Genomic DNA, 16357 nt, shown 5'->3' on the forward strand with positions numbered 1-16357 from the left:
GCCCGCCGGGCGATCAGACCGTTTTGCCGGGGTTGAACAGCCCCGTCGGGTCGAGTGCCCGACGGATGGTCCGTTGTAGTTCGACACCGTCGGGCCCCAGCTCCCGTTCGAGCCATCGCCGCTTGAGTACACCGACGCCGTGTTCGCCGGTGATGGTTCCGCCCAAAGCCAGTGCGGTACCAAAGATCTCGTCGGCAGCGGCGACGGCACGGTCATACGCATCCGGGTCATCGCGGTCCACGACGATGATGGGGTGCAGGTTACCGTCGCCGGCGTGGCCGAACGTGTAAATGGCGGTGCGGTGGCGCGTGGCGATCTCGGCGACCGCCCGAATCGCGTCGGCAATGCGGGTACGAGGTACCGCAATGTCTTCGATGAGCGCTCGGCCGTGGCGTTCCAGCGCAGGTAACGCCGCCCGGCGAATCGCCAGCAGCTCGTCGGAGACCTGCGGGTCGTCGCCTACGCTGACTCGAGAGCTGAACTGCCCGAACACTTCTTGCACGATGCGCGCCTCGGTGTGAGCTCCGAACCCGTCGGTCTGCGCGACCACAAAAGGGCCCGCGGCATCCGAGGGAAGACCGAGGAAGTCGCGGCTCTGCCGCAGCGACGCCTCGTCGAGCAGCTCCATGATCGAGGGACGAACACGCGCGGCCAGGACTGCAGTGGTGGCCGCCGCTGCCTGCTCGACATCGTCGAAGTATGCAGCGATGGTGACCGTGTCGATGGGGGTCGGCTGCAGGCGGACCGTCGCCGAGACGATCACCCCGAGCGTTCCTTCCGAACCAGTGAACAGACTGGTGAGGTCGAGGCCTGCAACACCTTTGGCAGTGCGACGGCCGGTGTGGATCAACCGGCCATCGGCCAGCACAACGCTCAGACCCAAGACCGAATCACCGGTCACGCCGTATTTGACGCATCGGAGACCGCCTGCGTTGGTGGCGATGTTGCCGCCGATGGTGGAGATCGAGGCGCTGGCCGGGTCGGGGGCGTAACGCAATCCGTATCGACCCGCTTCGGCGTCCAATGCGGCCGTGATGACACCCGGTTCCACCACTGCGAGTTCGTCGGCGGGCGAGATATCGGTGATGCGGTTCAGGCCGCTGACGTCGAGGACAAGTGAGCCCGATCCGGCACTGACGCCCCCGGCCAAACCTGTTCCGGCGCCCCGGATCACCACCGACAAGTCGGTGTCCGCCGCGTAGATCACCGCGTTCTGGACATCGTCGACGGTCTTCGCCTGCACCAGTACTTCTGGTGCTCCGACCGGGTTGAATCCCGAACGGTCGATGCGGTACTCGTCAGGGATCTGCGCGCCAGTGCGGACGGTACCGGTCAGCGATTGTTCCCACAGGGCAAAGGAGGTCACGCTTCATCATGTCCACCCCAGTGGTGTGATCACCAATTCCGGATGATCGCAATGTCTGATCGGTCGGCCATATGGAACCGGATTGATCCGAAAGCGCTTGTCACCTGTCGATTCTGCGGGGCCGGCGGTAGCTTCAGCTCATGTCGAGATACGTGATCGTCGGAGCCGGGGCAGTCGGAGCCAGCTTCGCTGCCGCCTTGAGTGACCGCGCCGATGTCGTGGTGGTGGCCCGAGGCACGAACCTCGACCATCTGCGCGACAACCCGCTGACCTTCCGCACCTCTGCGGGCACCCGAAGTGTTCGACTCGACACCGTCGCGATCGACGAACTGCAGTTGCGCAGCGGTGATGTGCTGCTGCTGGCCGTCAAGACCCAGCACGTGGGCGACGTCGCGGAAACTCTGGCGTGGAAGCCCGTTCACTCACCGGCCGGTGAGGTGGTCGGATCGGCCGCGGAGACGCTGCCGGTGGTGACCTTGCAGAACGGTCTCGACGCCGAGCGAGCCGTGGCGCGATGGTTCGCGCACATCATCGGTGCCACGGTCCTGATCGCGGCGCGCTACACCGAGGTCGGCGAAGTGAGGGTCGGGGGCAGGCCCAGCCTGGGCGGCGTTCACCTGGGGGAGCCCTATCGCTCCACCGACATCGGTGCCGACGCCGCTCGGGGGTTCGCCGCAGATCTGCGGGCGGTGAACATCGACGTCTCGGAGACCGCCGACATCACCAAGATCAAGGCAACCAAGATTCTCCACAGTGTGAAGAACGGCCTCGAGGTGCTGGCGGGTGACGAGTCCGATCGGGTCCGGATCGGGGCAGCACTCGAGGCAGAGGCGCGCAGGGTGCTCACCGCAGCGGGAATCCAGTACGGAGCCACCCGCGACCTGGTCATCAACGCCGAACAGACCAGCTTCGATCCCGACATCGACGTGGTCGCGGGGCAGCAGTCCACCTGGCAGAGTTTCGCGCGCGGTGCGGGCTCGCACGAGGTGGACCACCTCAACGGCGAGATTGCACTGCTCGCCCGATTGCACGGCGTGGACGCTCCCCTGAACACCAGATTGCAGGCGCTGCTGGGTACGGCATCGGAGCGAGGCGGTGGAACCGATCTGGCGGGTATCGACTTCCTGGTCGAACTCGCGGCGGCGTCGCCCGCACGCTGACTCCTCCGAACCTTCGGCACTATCGTGGACGAGGTGCAACCGACCTCAGACGTAGCTGTCATCGGAGCGGGCATTGTGGGCCTGTCCACAGCGTACGCACTCCAGCGCAGCGGTCTGTCCGTCACCGTGTACGACAGCGGCCCGCCGGGTGGCGGCCAATCGGTGGGCGCATCACGACTTTTCCGGCACGCGCATGACGATCCACGCATGGTGGATCTCGCGGTCGAGGCGCGGACGCTCTGGGACCGCTGGTCCGCTGATCTCGGCACCGAGCTCATCTCGGCAGACGGGTCGATCGCACTCGGAGAGGTCGCAGCCGGCCGGGTCGACACGCTGCGGTCGCGTCCGGGCATCCCGGTACGGCATCTGTCCGGAGACGAATTGCGTTCGCTGATGCCCATTCTCGCGCCGTATGACGGCCCCGCCGTGTTCGACGAACGTGCGGGTGCGATCCGCACCCAGGCCGCCATCGGTGCACTGGCGAACAGCTTGGCCACACCCGTTGTCACAGACCACGTTCTGGCGGTGCGTCCGCTGGGTGAAGCCGGGGTCGAAGTACGCGCCGGCTCGAACGCGAGTGTCCACAGTGACGTGGTGGTGTGCGCCGGCCGCGGCACCGTCCAGTTGGCAGCCGGTATCGGACTCTCGCTGCCGGTGACGGTGAAGGCGCATGCCCGGGCGTCGTTCCGGGTGCGTGACGACACCCTTGCGGCCCTGCCGAATCTGCAAGATGGCAGTGGTGTGTTCGAGGAGGCCGGTATCTACGCGGCGGCGCACCCTGATCGGTCGGCGTTCGGACTGGGCATTGCGCGTGAGGTGGAAACGAGTGGGCCCGGTGGCGTGGCTGATCCGGATGCCTTGGCAGAGCTCATCGACCGCGCCGCGGTCTATGTGGCGAGGGCGCTCCCGGGCCTTGACCCGAAGCCGTTGCAGCCCATCAGTTGCTGGATCACCACCTTGCCCTGGGGTGATGACGGCGTTGCCATCTGGCAGGCCGATCACATCTTTGTCCTGGCCGGTCACAATCTCTTCAAACACGCGCCGGTGTTGGGTGAGACCCTGGCGCAGTCGGTGACGGCCGGTTCGGTGCCCGAGTTGTTCCGTCCGGAGTCGATGCTGGGCGGCGGCTGACCACTGGGGCCGCACACCGATGTGACAAGGTGAAACCCGTGGTTCTCTTCCCGACGCTGAATCAGTCTGCTCTCGCCAACGGCGCCGACAAACCTGCGGTGGTGACCGTAGGGGATGTGGTGTTGTCCCGCAGCGACCTCGTCGGTGCCGCGACGTCGGTCGCCGAACGTATCCGCGGTGCCCGGCGCGTCGCGGTACTCGCCGAACCCACCGCCCAGACGGTGGTCGCCATCGTTGGCGCCCTCATCGCGGGTGTTGCTGTGGTGCCGGTGCCGCCCGACTCAGGCACGGCCGAGCGTGAGCACATCCTCGCCGACTCCGGTGCGCAGGCGTGGCTGGGGGCCGCGCCCGCTGAACCGGGTCTGCCGGTGGTTCCGGTTCGGATGTACGCGCGGTCGTGGCACAGCCATCCGGAGCCGCACCCGGACTCCACGGCCCTGATCATCTACACATCGGGAACAACAGGCTTGCCCAAAGGTGTGCCGGTGACCCGCCGTGCGATAGCGGCTGGGCTCGACGCCCTCATCGATGCCTGGGCCTGGACTGCGGATGATGTTCTTGTCCATGGTCTTCCGCTGTTTCACGTGCACGGTCTGGTACTGGGTGTTCTTGGCCCGCTCCGCGTCGGCGGTTCGCTGGTGCACACCGTGAAGCCGACCCCCGAGGCCTACGCGGCGGCACACGGATCGATGTATTTCGGGGTCCCCACGGTGTGGGCTCGGATCGCCGCGGACGAGGTCTCGGCGCGAGCGCTCGCAACGGCCCGGCTCCTGGTGTCCGGGAGTGCCCCGCTTCCGGTCCCGGTGTTCACCACCATCAAAGACCTCACCGGCCACGAGATCGTCGAACGGTATGGCATGACCGAAACACTGATCACCGTGAGCACTCGTGCCGACGGCGAGCGGCGACCCGGCTGGGTGGGTACCCCGGTGGCCGGCGTCGAGACGCGCCTGCGCGACGACGACGGAGCAGACGTCCAGCACGATGGGGAAAGCATTGGCGCGCTTCAGCTTCGCGGGCCGATGGTGGCGGCCGGATACCTCAACCGGCCCGACGCCACCGCAGACTCGTGGTTGGAAGACGGGTGGTTTGCCACCGGCGACGTCGCGGTGATCGATGCGGACGGCATGCACCGAATCGTTGGTCGGTCATCCACAGATCTGATCAAAACCGGCGGCTACCGCGTCGGGGCAGGTGAGATCGAGACCGTGTTGCTGGGGCATCCGAGCGTGCGTGAGGCCGCGGTGATCGGCGTTCCGGACGATGACCTCGGTCAGCGGATCGTCGCCTGCGTGGTGGGTGAGGGCATCGTGGAGCAAGACCTCATCGACCTGGTTGCGACAGAGCTGTCGAACCACAAGCGACCCAGAGAGATTCGGGTGCTCGAGTCGCTGCCACGCAATGCGATGGGCAAGGTGCAGAAGAAGTTGCTGTTGTGATCGCTGCGTAGCGCTTGTCGTGTGAACGCGGTCCTGTTTGCCGAATCCTGCCCGTCTGGCAGCACCTGCCGTTAGCGTGGTTGCACGGCGACGACGAGGAGGTTCCCTGTGCACGCATTCCGTGCTGCAGTCGAGGCGAAGAACATCGACGACATCGAGTCACTGCTGTCCGAATCGGTCACCTTTCACAGTCCGGTGGCGTTTCATCCCTACGAAGGGCGCGAGACGGTGGCCGCCATCTTGCGCACCGCGTTCGAGACGTTCGAGGACTTCGAATACATCCGTGAGCTGGACTCACCGCTTGATGGCTACACCGGCCTGGTGTTCAAGGCGAAGGTCGACGGCCTCGACGTCCACGGGTGCGACTTCATCCACGAGAACCCCGACCGCGAGATAGACGAGTTCACGGTGATGCTGCGTCCGATGAAGGCCACGCACGCGTTCGCCGACAAGATGGGCGAGAAGTTGGAAGCGGTGCTCGGCAGCTGATCAGCGTCGGAACGCCCTCGCGTACTGCGGTGGGTGGGCCAGTGTCGCCCCGAGCTGGTCTGCGGCCTGCCTGAACCACGAAGGGTTGCGCAGCAGTTCTCTGGCCAGGAACACCGCATCCGCCTGCCCATCGGCGATGATCGCTTCGGCTTGTTCAGCTCGGGTGATCATTCCGACTGCCGCTGTGGCGAGGTCGGCTTCGCTCCGGACTCGGGCGGCGAACGGCACCTGATAACCCGGTGACACCGGGATGGGGGCGTCGGGCACGGTTCCGCCTGTCGACACATCGAACAGGTCGACGCCCAGCTCCTTGAGCTCGATGGCCAGCTTGACCGTTTCGTCGGCCGTCCATCCCTCGCGGTGGTCGGTGGTGTCGCCCGCGAGCCAATCGGTGGCCGATACGCGGAAGAACAAGGGGAACTCGGCCGGCCACTGCGCGCGGACGGCGGTCACCACCTCGAGTGCGAAACGAATGCGGTTGTGGAATGAGCCCCCGTAGTGGTCGGAACGGGTGTTCGAGTGCGGCGACAGGAATTGATGGATCAGATATCCGTGGGCACCGTGTAGCTCGAGCACACGGAATCCCGCATCAGCCGCCCGGCGTGCCGCCGAAGCGAAGTCGTCGACGATTCCGCTGATCTCCTCCACTCCCAGCTCACGGGCCGCAGGTAGCCGACCGAAGGGAACATTGCTCGCACCTACTGTGGGCCAATGATTTTCGACGCGATCCTGATCGGGCCACGGCCTTCCGGTGGACCCTTTGCGGCCGGCGTGCACCAGTTGGATGCCGGGCACGGCGCCCTGCGCCGCGAGGAAACCGGTGAGGCGGCGGAACGCGTCCCGTTGCCGGTTGTTCCACAACCCGAGGTCGTAGTCGCTGCTACGGCCGTCGGGAGCGATGGCGGTGGCTTCAGACATCACCAATGCCGCGCCGCCGCCGCCCGGGAGCCCAGGTGCTGCAGATGCCAGTCGGTGATACTGCCTGTGTCGGGCCCGTCGGGGACGGCCGCGAACTGCATCATCGGCGACATCCACGCCCGATGGGCGAAGGTGACGTCTCGCAGCGTCAGGGGTTCGAAGAGGTGGCTCACGAATGTGCCCTTTCTACAAGCCGAGGAATGCCCGCGCGGCCGAGGTCAGCGACGCCGACCCGGGTCCGTGCGCGGCGGCGAATCCGACGGGGTCGGACTCTGCCATGTCGAAGGGATAGTCACTGCCGCAGACGATGTGGTCGTCGGCAGCGTGTTTCATCAGCAGGCGGAGTGCACCGGCATCATGGGTGACGGTGTCGAAGTACAGTTCCGAGAATGCCTCGGTGGGCGAACGCGACGAACACCGGCGGACATCGGGTCGGCTTCGCCAACCGTGCGTCCACCGGCCGAGTAGATCTGCCGAGCAACCACCACCGTGCACGAAACAGATTCGCAGATCGGGTAATTCATCCTTGACGCCTCCGAGGATGAGGGAAGCCACTGCCGTCGCGGTCTCGACAGGGTTGCCGATGAGATTGGCCAGGTAGTGGTCCGACCACTCGGGTCGGGGCAGTTGCATCGGATGCACGAGTACCGAGAGTTGCAGTTGCGCTGCGGTGGCCAGGACGTGGCGCAGCGGGCCCCGGTCCAGGGAGTCGTGTCCCAGCAGCGGTGGAATGGCGACCCCGGCGATGCCGGGGACCGAAGCCAGCTTCTTCATCTGTGCGATGGCGGCGTCGGGATCTCCGATCGGCACCATGCCCAGGCCGACCAGTGCTCCATCGGATGCGGCGACCACGTCGGCCAGTGCATTGTTGAAGTTGTCCACGTAGGTCTCGGAATCGGCTGCCTGCATCGGGAAGGCGAACGGAGGTGCGGACAGCACCCGCACCCCGATGTTGTTGCGCGCCATGTCGCCCAGGATGGCTGGAACATCGCTCATGGCCGAGGCGTCGATCGATAGGGGGTGTCGCCCAGATACAGCTGTCCCTCGCGGTCGTGCATCGCTCCGAACGGGGAGCCCGGCGGCAGCCCGAACAGTTCGCGAGGTAGCCAATGGGCGTGGACGTCGATCACGCCGGAGGCGATGGGTTCGGTGATCATGTCTTCAGATGTTTCCGTCAGCGGCAGTCAGAGGCAACGGCTCGTTTGCACTGTCGAGGTGTTCGACTGTGGAGAAGACCAGGTCGGTGTCGCCGATGTTCTCGATGTCGTGGAGCAGGAACTCGCCCTCGGCGAAGTGGAAGTGCCGGGTTTCGCCTGCGGAGTACGAGACCTCGCGCACCGTACCGTCGTGGGTGTGCTGACGGCTTCGGCCGGCATTGATGGCCGTCCAGAAGTAATCGAGTACGTGCCGGTGCGCGTGCCAGCGTTCGCCCGGCGCGAGTCGGATCTCCCAGACCCGCACGCGGTCGTTCTCGCTGAGAAGCCGTGAGCCCACGTTGCCGTCGTGGGCGTTCTCGGCGAACTCGGTCTTGAGCCATTCGGGCCAGCCCTGGAAGTCTGTGGCCACGAGGTCGCCGGCCAGCGGCAGGTCGTTCAGAAAGCTGTTCTCGGTCATGGTGTTTGCTCTTTCGAAGATGGTGACGGGTGGTTGTCTGCGTTACCGGCCTGGGCCGTAGAGGCCGAACCGGAGGTCGGGGTCGCCGGGAACCCAGCTGTTGAGGAATTGGGAGCGCTCACCCATGTCGATGACCCGCCGCAGCAGTGACTCACTGAGCTCGAGTTGACCGGGTTCCCACTTGCGCAGTGCCGTGGCGATGTCGCCGTCGGCCGACTCGAGTGCAGCGGCCAGTGCCCAGGCGTCGGCAGCAGCTTTGGCCGTGCCGGCCGCGGCGTGCGGCCGGGCGCTGCATGCGGCGTCGCCGACCAGGGCCACGCGGCCCTGCGCCATCCGTGACGAGCGGGCGTCCGACACCACCTGCAGGTACGGCTGTTCGGTGGAGGTGACCACCTCGGCCGCGGCCGGTGCCAACATTCGGGCGGCGGTATCGCGCATCTCGTCGACGTAACGGTCTTGGACCTGGCCCGGATGGATGGACACCGATCCGCTGAAACCGCGCTTGTCGACCAGCATTTCGCTCAGTTCGGGTCCAGGTGCGACGTTGCGGTACCAGACGTAGTTCATCAACCGGTGCTGTCGCTCGACGCCCTCCTCACCGGGTATCGGGTAGAGGGTGATGTGTGAATTGGGGATCACGCAGTAGCTGATCGCGTCGTGCATCAGGTCTTGAGTGGGTCCGGACAGCGACGCCAGCAGAACGGTGCCCCGCCAGCCGACGTAGCCCGAATAGTGCAGCGAGGACTCGGGATCGAAGCGTTCGCGGGCCAACGAGGTGATGCCGTCGGCGAAGACCACCAGATCAGCCGTTCCGACCCGTCCACTGACGAACCGAACTGTGACACTGTTGTCGGATTGGTCGAAGCCACAGGCCAACTCGCCGAGGTGGTAGTGGTCGGTGCCGAAGTCGGCGAGCAATGCCCGGTAGAACGTCCCCCACGATGTGTAGGTCCATGTTCGGTCTTCGCTGTAGACCACGTCGTTGCCATCGCCGAGATACTGGACCTTGGACGTGGAGGTGCTCAATGCGGTGGGTTGCTGATCGCTCCGTTCGGTGAACCAGCGCATGGTGTCGGGTTGCAAGACGATTCCACTGCCCCGTCCGTCGAGGGCGGATGCGGTGCGCTCGTAGACGTCGACGGTGAATCCGAGGTCGCGCAGGAGCAGGGCGGTGGTGAGGCCACCGATGGATCCTCCGATGACGATTGCGGTGGCGTTGCGGTAACTACTCATGAGTGGCTGTCCTCTCGGGTCAGGGCCGGCCGGGGTGGATCGGTGTGGGGAGGTTCAGTGGTGGCCGAGGTATCGGTGGGCATCGCCTTGCCGCGGGTTTCCGGAGCGAAGAGCAAGCCGATGGCCGCGATGAGCCCGACGGCGGCGATCGTCGCGGTTGCCAGGCCGAGGTTGCCGCTGAACCAGGAAGTGGCGATGACTCCTGCGATGAGGGGTCCCGACGCCGTGATTATCCGGCCGACGCTGTTGCTCAGCGCCAGGGCGGTGGCGCGAACGGTGGGTGGGAACAGTTCGGGACCGTAGATGAATGTTCCGGACAGGGCGCCGAACAACCCGAAGCCCAGGATGGGCATGGCGACAACGTATTCGGTGTATGAGTGGCCGAAGGGGAACACGTAGGCGATGGCTGCAGCCGAGACGATGAAGCTCAACGCAAATGTCTTGCGGCGGCCCAGTGCATCGGCGAGAAAGCCCCAGGATGCGTACCCGATGATGCCGCCGGCGTTGAAGAGCATCGAGGCGACGGCGACACGGTGGTCAGCCAGAGAATCGGGGAGTGAGCTGTCCTCGGTCATGTTCCGGATGATCTGCGGGTACCAGGTGGACACACTCCAGAAGGCGATCAGCGATCCGGTGGCCAGCGCGGTGCAGACCAGGGTGGGTTTGAGGAGCGGAGGTGCGAACAGTCTGCGGAGCACGAAGCTGTCTTCGTGGGTGGCCTGCCCGCGCGCTTTCCGCTCTTTGCGTGCCTGGATGCCGGCTTCGATCTCGGGGGGTTCGGGAACGTAGCGGCGGATGAACCAGACCAGTAGTGCGGGAATGACGGCCAGTCCCATCATGAATCGCCAACCCAGGCTGCCCCAGAGCGCGTAGACCGCGGATGCGATGAAGAAGCCACCGGCGTACCCGGACATCATCACGCCGCCGGCGCGAGCCCGGTGTCGGTTGCGCCAGGTTTCGGCGATGAGAGCGGCGCCCACCGGTGCCTCGACACCGGAGCCGAGGCCCGCGATGAATCGCAGGATGCCCAGTTGCCACCAGGTGTCGGCGAAGGCGGCCGCGGCGGTGAACACCGCATAGGTGAGGATGCCCAGCGAAAGTACCCGGGTGCGGCCGAAATAGTCGGCGAGTATGCCGAAGAGGATGGCGCCGAGTGCCCATCCGACCAGGAACAGCGCAACGGTCAGACCGCCGTAGAAGCCGATGGCACTCGAGTCGGCGGCGATGTCGCTGTGCGGGAGCAGTTCCCGCATCGCGGGGCCCAAGACGAGGACGTAGAGACTGCCGGCGAAGCCGTCGAGTCCCCATCCGAGTGTGGTTCCGACAAGGACCAGCCATTGCATTCGGCTGATCTCGGTGCGCCAGCTCGGTCGGACCGGGTCGGGGGTGGTGTGTGGCGTCATCATCGACGCTCCTTTCGGGTTCGGGTGGGCAGCGTTCAGCGCTGCAGCACCCACGTGCAACAGGAGAAGTGTTGGCACCGAGACAAATCGCTGAGTCCCGGGCCGGCCGTTCGACTAGTTGAGGCGCTGTTGCTCGGTGTCGCCGTACCAGTCGACGTGGTCGTCGGCGGTGCGCACGACAACCGTTTTGATCCAAGAGAAGTCGTCAAACGATTCGGTGCCAGCGTCCTTGCCGGTGCCCGATTCCTTCACGCCGCCCCAGGGGAGCGACGGTTCGAGCCGGTGGTGGTCGTTCACCCACACCATTCCGGCGACGATGCGGCTTGCCACCCGGTGTCCACGAGCGATGTCTCGGGTCCAGACGCCTGCGCCGAGGCCGTAACGGTTGTTGTTGGCCATCGAGATTGCTTCGGCTTCGTCATCGAAGGGGACCACCACGGCGACGGGTCCGAAGATCTCTTGTTGTGCCACAGTCATCTCCATCGTGGCGTCGGCCAGGACGGTGGGCTGCAGGAAGTAGCCGTGCTGAAGGTCGGCGGTGAGGTCGGGGACTGATCCGCCGGCCGCCACGCGGGCGCCCTCTTCGATTCCGGTGGCGAGCAGTGCGGTGACCTTGCCGCGTTGCATCTCGCTGATGAGTGGGCCCATCTGGGTGGCCGGGTCGGTGGGGTCGCCGATGCGGATGGCGGTTGCACGAGCGCTCAACGCGGCGACGAAGTCGTCATAGATCCCGCGCTGGACGAGGAAGCGTGACCCTGCGACACAGGATTGCCCGGCAGCGACGAATGCGGAGAAGGCCGCGCCTTCGGCCGCGACCACCGGGTCGACGTCGTCGAACACCAACACAGGGGTCTTGCCGCCCAATTCTGCTGTTACGCGGGCGAATCGGGAGGCGGTTGCCATTGCGGCCGCTCGGCCGGCCTCGGTGCCTCCGGTGAGGGTGATCTTGGCGACGTCGGGATGGTTGGTGAGCCGGATGCCCGCTTCGCGGCCGCCGGTGACCACGGTGACCACCCCGTCCGGTACGCCGGCATCGGCGAGGATCCGGACCAGGGCCAACGTCGTCAATGGTGTGAGCTCAGATGGCTTGACCACCACCGTGTTGCCGTTGGCCAGTGCTGCGGACAGGCTGCGCGCCAGGATCAGCATCGGATGGTTGAACGGGGTGATGATGCCGCACACACCGAGCGGGGTTCGCTCCTGGTAGGTCAGATAGGGTCCGTCGCTGGGCAAGACTGCATTGCGTTGCGCGCTGAGCAAGCCCGCGTTGTAACGAAACCACTCCGGCACCCGCGACAGCTGGGCGCGGGTCTCGGTGACCGGGCGACCGTTGTTCACCGTCTCGAGCCGAAAGAGGTTCTCGGAGGCTGCCTCGATCGCGTCGGCGCAACGCAGCAGTAGCCGGGCGCGTTCACTGCGCACCATCGTGGCCCACGGTCCGGACTCGAACGCCTTCAGTGCAGAGCGAACGGCGGCGTCGACCTCCGCGGCACCCTGCTCGGGCAGGATCTCGATCACCTGGCCGGTGGCCGGGTTGATGATCTCGCGTGTCGCTGCCTCGGTGGGGGCTGCGCCGGCGGGTGAGGTGGGGGCTGTCTGCGTCATGCCTGATCCTTTGTCTCGACTGATCGTCCGGTCACCGGGTAGTTGCCACTGGTGGCGGGTTCGTCGGTGAACTGATCTGAGTCTGTCCGTGCAGTGTGATCTGGATCAATGTCGCGGTGGACACCATTTCAATCGATGTATGTCCACTCGGGACACTGCAGGTGGTGGCAATCTGGGGTGGTGACCACCGCACCCGGCAAACCGTCCACCGAGTTGGTGATGTGGCTGCGCGGACTGCGGGAACTGAGTTCGGCGGCCACATCGGCCGCTGACCTACGAGAAGTACTGGGTTTGGTCGCCTCGACCGCCCGGGCGCTCTTGGGCTTCGACTTCTGCGGCGTGCTCACTCCCAACGATGCCGCGACCGAACTGGTGATCACGGGGTGGTCGGGGCTGTCCGAGGAATACGTCAACCGGGTCAATGCCGACCATCCCATCGGTCTCGACAGCACATCTCCGTCGGCGCGGGCTTTTCACACCGGAGAGCCCGTGCACATCCGTGACATCACGGCCGAGCCCGGCTTCACTCCCTGGGGGTGGCCGGCGCGCGAACAGGGCTACCGGGCGATAGTCGCGGTACCTCTGATCGCTCAGGACGAAGTGATCGGGACACTCAACGGTTACTACCAACCCATTCATACGTTCACCACTGCGGAAGTGGAGCGACTCGGGCTGCTCGCCAACCACGCGGCCATCGCCGTGACGTCGGCCCGGCGACTGGACGAACTGCGCAACCTCAACGAATCGCTGCGCGCACAACGCGACCTGCTCACCCGCTCGGAGCAGATTCACGAGCAGTTGTTCGCGGTGACGCTGCGCTCTGGTGGAATCGACGGTGTTGCACAGGTTCTCACGGGTCTGATCGCCAGGCCCGTGCTGGTGGAAGACGCGCAGGGCAACGTCCTGGCGACCGCCGGCGAAGTCTCTGGTCTCCCGGACGCGCACAGCCGCGCCGCGACTCCGGTTGATGACGCCCAGTCAGCGAAACCGATACAGGTCCCTACTGGCGATGCGGCTGGGCGGCACTGCTGGGTATCGACTGTTCTGCTCGCAGGTGAGGTGGTGGCCCGCATCTGGTTTCCCGGCGCTCCGGGGCCGCTCGACCCCACGGGGGAGCGGGCGATCGAGCACGCGTCTCTGGTCATCTCGCTCGAGATGTTCCGGTTCCAGACCGGCATCGAGGTGGAACACCGGCTGCGGGGCGAGTTGCTCGCCGATGTGCTGGCAGCAGGAGCGAGCGTGCCGGCACAGGTCACCGCCCGGGCCGCGAGACTCGGCCATGATCTGACCCGGACACACGTGGCAATCGTCGCGTCGATCGCCGTGGACGACGATGCGCAGCGAACGCGGGTCTACCGGCGAGCGTTGACCGCAGTGGCCGATGTGGCGCGCTCGAACCAGCCGCGCCCGCTGGCGGCGATGTATCGGGGAATGATCGTGGTGCTGTGGCCGATACCCGAGCCCGATGCCGGAACAGGTGTGGATCAATCTGCTGGACAGACTGATTCGATCGCAGAGTCGGCTGCGGCCGTGCACCGGGCGGTGGCGCGTGTGGCGGGGGGCTCCGAGGCGACGGTAGCCGTGTCCGGCGCGGGGCACCGGACCCATCAGCAGGGCTACCGCGCCGCCCGCGGTGCGTTGGACATCGCGGTGCATGCCGGTCGCGCCGGCGGCGTGGTGACGCTGCCCGCGCTGGGGATCAGCGGGCTGCTGCTGCAGCTGGACGACGCCGACCAGCTACTTGCTTTCGCCGACCGCACGCTCGGGGCCTTGGTGCGCTACGACCAGCTCCACGGCACCGAGCTGATGTCGACCCTGCGAGTGTTGCTGCAACGCAGGATGAATCGGACACTGGCTGCGACCGAACTGCACGTTCACCCCAACACGCTGAAACAGCGCGTCCGCCGGATCGAACAACTGGCCGGGGCGGATCTCGGCGACCCTGCGGCGCTGGCGGAGTTCAGCACTGCCCTCGTTGTCCGCGATGTTGCGACCCAGCAAGTGTCCCGACTGCAGGAATGAGCCCCGTTCCGTGGGTGTATACGCATACTCCCGGTGGCGCCGGGGTACCTCCCCGGTCATGGGACTCACAGTTGCGGTCACAGGGCCGACAGGGGAAATCGGGATATCGGCAGTTACGGCCTTGGAGGCCGATCCGGGGGTGGATCGGATCCTCGGGATGGCACGGCGGGAGTTCGACCCGTCATCGCACGGCTGGACCAAAACCGAGTACCGCCAGGGTGACATCCTCGACCGCGACGCAGTTGACGCCCTGGTCGGTGACGCCGACGTGGTGGTGCACCTCGCGTTCCTCGTCCTGGGTTCGCGCAGCGAAGGGCAGCGCATCAACCTCGCCGGCACCCGCAACGTGTTCGAGGCGACCATTGCGGCCGAGCGCCCCAAACGGATCGTCTACACCTCGTCGGTCGCGGCGTACGGCTATCACTCCGACAACCCTGTGCCGCTGACCGAGGACGTACCCACGCGCGGCTCGAGTGAGCACTACTACTCCGAGCAGAAGGCTGAGGTCGAGAAGGTCATCGCGGAGATCACCAAGGGTTCGACGATCGAGCTCTTCATGCTTCGCCCGTGCATCGTTGCCGGGCCGAAGGCGACAGCCCTGGCAGACGCGATGCCGTGGAACTACATTCCCGAGCCCGTACGTAAAGTGGCCGGCTCGATCCCTTTTGCAAAGGTGCCGTTCCCGGACACCGGGGTGCCCGTGCAACTGGTCCACCACGACGACGTCGCGCGGGCCATCGCCTTGTGCGCGACCACCGATGCGCCTGCCGGTGCCTACAACATCGCCGGTTCGGGAACCGTCTCGCTCTCGGACATCGGCAGGGTCCTCGGTGCCCAACCGGTCAAGGTTCCGTCGTCGTCTATCAATGTGGTCGCGGAGGTGATCAACCGCCTTCCGGTGAAGCCCTCGGACGCCGAGTGGGTGAACATCTTGAAAACGTCGGTGGTGATGGACACCTCCAAGGCACGTGACGTACTCGGCTGGGAGCCCAAGTACTCCGCAGCCGAGACTCTCGCTGACCTGGCGACCGTTCTCGACTGACTGCCATCGGCGGGTCGGTGCGCTCTCACACCCCGCCTGGTGATTGTCTTGTTCGCAGTTGGATGTGTCTTGAGGCAATCTGAGGAGCTGCGGTGGCAGAGGCGAAGTCGGAACCCGTTGTCGAACTGGAGCGCCGGGGTGAGATCGCGCTCGTCTGGCTGAACCGCCCGGATCGGCTCAACGCGTTCACCAGCGAGATGCATCGTCAAATCATCGACGTGTTCGACCAATGTGATGCCGACGATTCGATTCGGGCAGTGGTGATCACCGGGCGGGGGAGGGCGTTCTGTGCGGGCGCCGACCTGGGTGGCGGTGGTGACACCTTTGTTCTCGATGACGGGGGTACCGGCGAGGCCCCGCCGGATGAGGGTGGACGGGTGAGTTTGCGTATCTATCGGTCCACCAAGCCTGTGGTCGCGGCCATCAACGGCCCGGCGGCCGGTGTCGGAGTGACGATGAGTTTGCCGGCGGACATTCGAATCGCTTCGGAGACAGCCAAATTCGGCTTTGTGTTCGTCCGTCGCGGTTTGGTGCCCGAAGCCTGTTCGAACTGGTTCCTGCCCCGCATCGTGGGTATCTCAACAGCTTTGGAGTGGGCGATGGGCGGCAAGATGGTCTCGGCCGCAGAGGCACTGGAACGCGGGCTGGTCCGTGAAGTGGTGCCAGTGGATCAAGTCTTGGACCGGGCCATCGAGGTCGCGACAAATCTGGTCACGGGTACCGCTCCTGTCTCGGTGGCGCTGACTCGTCAGTTGATGTGGGCGATGCTAGGTGCGGACAGCCCAGAGGTCGCTCATCGCGCCGAGTCGACGGCGATCTTTGTTCGCGGTACCTCCGACGACGTTCGCGAGGGCGTGAACTCATTTCTCGAGAAGCGTGCGCCGGAGTTCCCGATGAAAGTGTCCGACGGACTGCCGGATCTCCTCGGGTGAGCC

14 protein-coding genes and 1 pseudogene are annotated in these 16357 nt (G+C 65.7%); 7 read left to right on the forward strand and 8 right to left on the reverse strand.

Translation table 11 applies throughout. The features are described 5' to 3' along the window. Positions 1-13 precede the first annotated feature (13 nt). Positions 14-1366: an FAD-binding oxidoreductase gene (locus MVA47_RS10575; RefSeq protein WP_247207838.1), complete on the reverse strand. Its 1353-nt coding sequence runs from the start codon at positions 1364-1366 to the stop codon at positions 14-16. A 140-nt stretch (positions 1367-1506) separates the two neighbouring features. Between MVA47_RS10575 and MVA47_RS10580 the strand changes: the two genes are divergently transcribed. From MVA47_RS10580 to MVA47_RS10595, 4 genes are all read left to right on the forward strand, one after another. Further along, a complete protein-coding gene (locus MVA47_RS10580) occupies positions 1507-2526 on the forward strand; it encodes a ketopantoate reductase family protein (RefSeq protein WP_247207839.1) in 1020 nt (339 codons plus the stop codon). A 33-nt stretch (positions 2527-2559) separates the two neighbouring features. Further along, a complete protein-coding gene (locus tag MVA47_RS10585) occupies positions 2560-3657 on the forward strand; it encodes an FAD-binding oxidoreductase (protein ID WP_247207841.1) in 1098 nt (365 codons plus the stop codon). A gap of 38 nt (positions 3658-3695) precedes the next feature. Beyond that, positions 3696-5096, forward strand: coding sequence for an acyl-CoA synthetase (locus tag MVA47_RS10590; protein ID WP_374474162.1), 1401 nt, complete (start codon positions 3696-3698; stop codon positions 5094-5096). Positions 5097-5204: 108 nt separating this feature from the next. Further along, positions 5205-5585 carry a nuclear transport factor 2 family protein gene (locus MVA47_RS10595; protein ID WP_247207842.1) on the forward strand — a complete coding sequence of 127 codons (381 nt, stop codon included), beginning with the start codon at positions 5205-5207 and terminating at the stop codon, positions 5583-5585. Here MVA47_RS10595 and MVA47_RS10600 read toward each other — a convergent pair. The 7 genes and pseudogenes from MVA47_RS10600 to MVA47_RS10630 all read right to left on the reverse strand — a co-directional run bounded on the left by MVA47_RS10600 (position 5586) and on the right by MVA47_RS10630 (position 12358). Further along, positions 5586-6676: pseudogene (locus MVA47_RS10600) on the reverse strand (NADH:flavin oxidoreductase/NADH oxidase). It abuts the gene before it with no gap. Between the two features lie 13 nt (positions 6677-6689). Further along, positions 6690-7499, reverse strand: a complete 810-nt coding sequence (locus MVA47_RS10605; protein WP_247207843.1) for an amidohydrolase family protein — start codon at positions 7497-7499, stop codon at positions 6690-6692. Continuing rightward, positions 7496-7660, reverse strand: a complete 165-nt coding sequence (locus MVA47_RS10610; protein WP_247207844.1) for a hypothetical protein — start codon at positions 7658-7660, stop codon at positions 7496-7498. The genes MVA47_RS10605 and MVA47_RS10610 overlap by 4 nt, the downstream gene beginning before the upstream one ends. Before the next feature lie 4 nt (positions 7661-7664). Beyond that, entirely contained in the window at positions 7665-8117 is a 453-nt protein-coding gene (locus tag MVA47_RS10615; RefSeq protein WP_247207845.1) for a hypothetical protein, read from the reverse strand. A gap of 42 nt (positions 8118-8159) precedes the next feature. Beyond that, positions 8160-9350, reverse strand: a complete 1191-nt coding sequence (locus tag MVA47_RS10620) for an FAD-dependent monooxygenase (protein ID WP_247207846.1) — start codon at positions 9348-9350, stop codon at positions 8160-8162. Then, entirely contained in the window at positions 9347-10756 is a 1410-nt protein-coding gene (locus MVA47_RS10625; protein ID WP_374474164.1) for an MFS transporter, read from the reverse strand. The genes MVA47_RS10620 and MVA47_RS10625 overlap by 4 nt, the downstream gene beginning before the upstream one ends. 111 nt (positions 10757-10867) lie before the next feature. Then, entirely contained in the window at positions 10868-12358 is a 1491-nt protein-coding gene (locus tag MVA47_RS10630; protein ID WP_247207847.1) for an aldehyde dehydrogenase, read from the reverse strand. A gap of 180 nt (positions 12359-12538) precedes the next feature. Between MVA47_RS10630 and MVA47_RS10635 the strand changes: the two genes are divergently transcribed. The 3 genes from MVA47_RS10635 to MVA47_RS10645 all read left to right on the forward strand — a co-directional run bounded on the left by MVA47_RS10635 (position 12539) and on the right by MVA47_RS10645 (position 16354). After that, positions 12539-14380 (forward strand): GAF domain-containing protein, encoded by a 1842-nt coding sequence (locus tag MVA47_RS10635; RefSeq protein WP_308280528.1) that lies wholly within the window; start codon positions 12539-12541, stop codon positions 14378-14380. 58 nt (positions 14381-14438) lie between these two features. After that, positions 14439-15422, forward strand: a complete 984-nt coding sequence (locus tag MVA47_RS10640; protein WP_247207848.1) for an SDR family oxidoreductase — start codon at positions 14439-14441, stop codon at positions 15420-15422. A gap of 92 nt (positions 15423-15514) precedes the next feature. Then, complete coding sequence (locus MVA47_RS10645; RefSeq protein ID WP_247207850.1) at positions 15515-16354, forward strand: enoyl-CoA hydratase-related protein; 840 nt, start codon at positions 15515-15517, stop codon at positions 16352-16354. Positions 16355-16357: the final 3 nt, after the last annotated feature.

It is taken from the genome of Williamsia sp. DF01-3 (assembly GCF_023051145.1).
Classification (GTDB): Bacteria; Actinomycetota; Actinomycetes; order Mycobacteriales; family Mycobacteriaceae; genus Williamsia.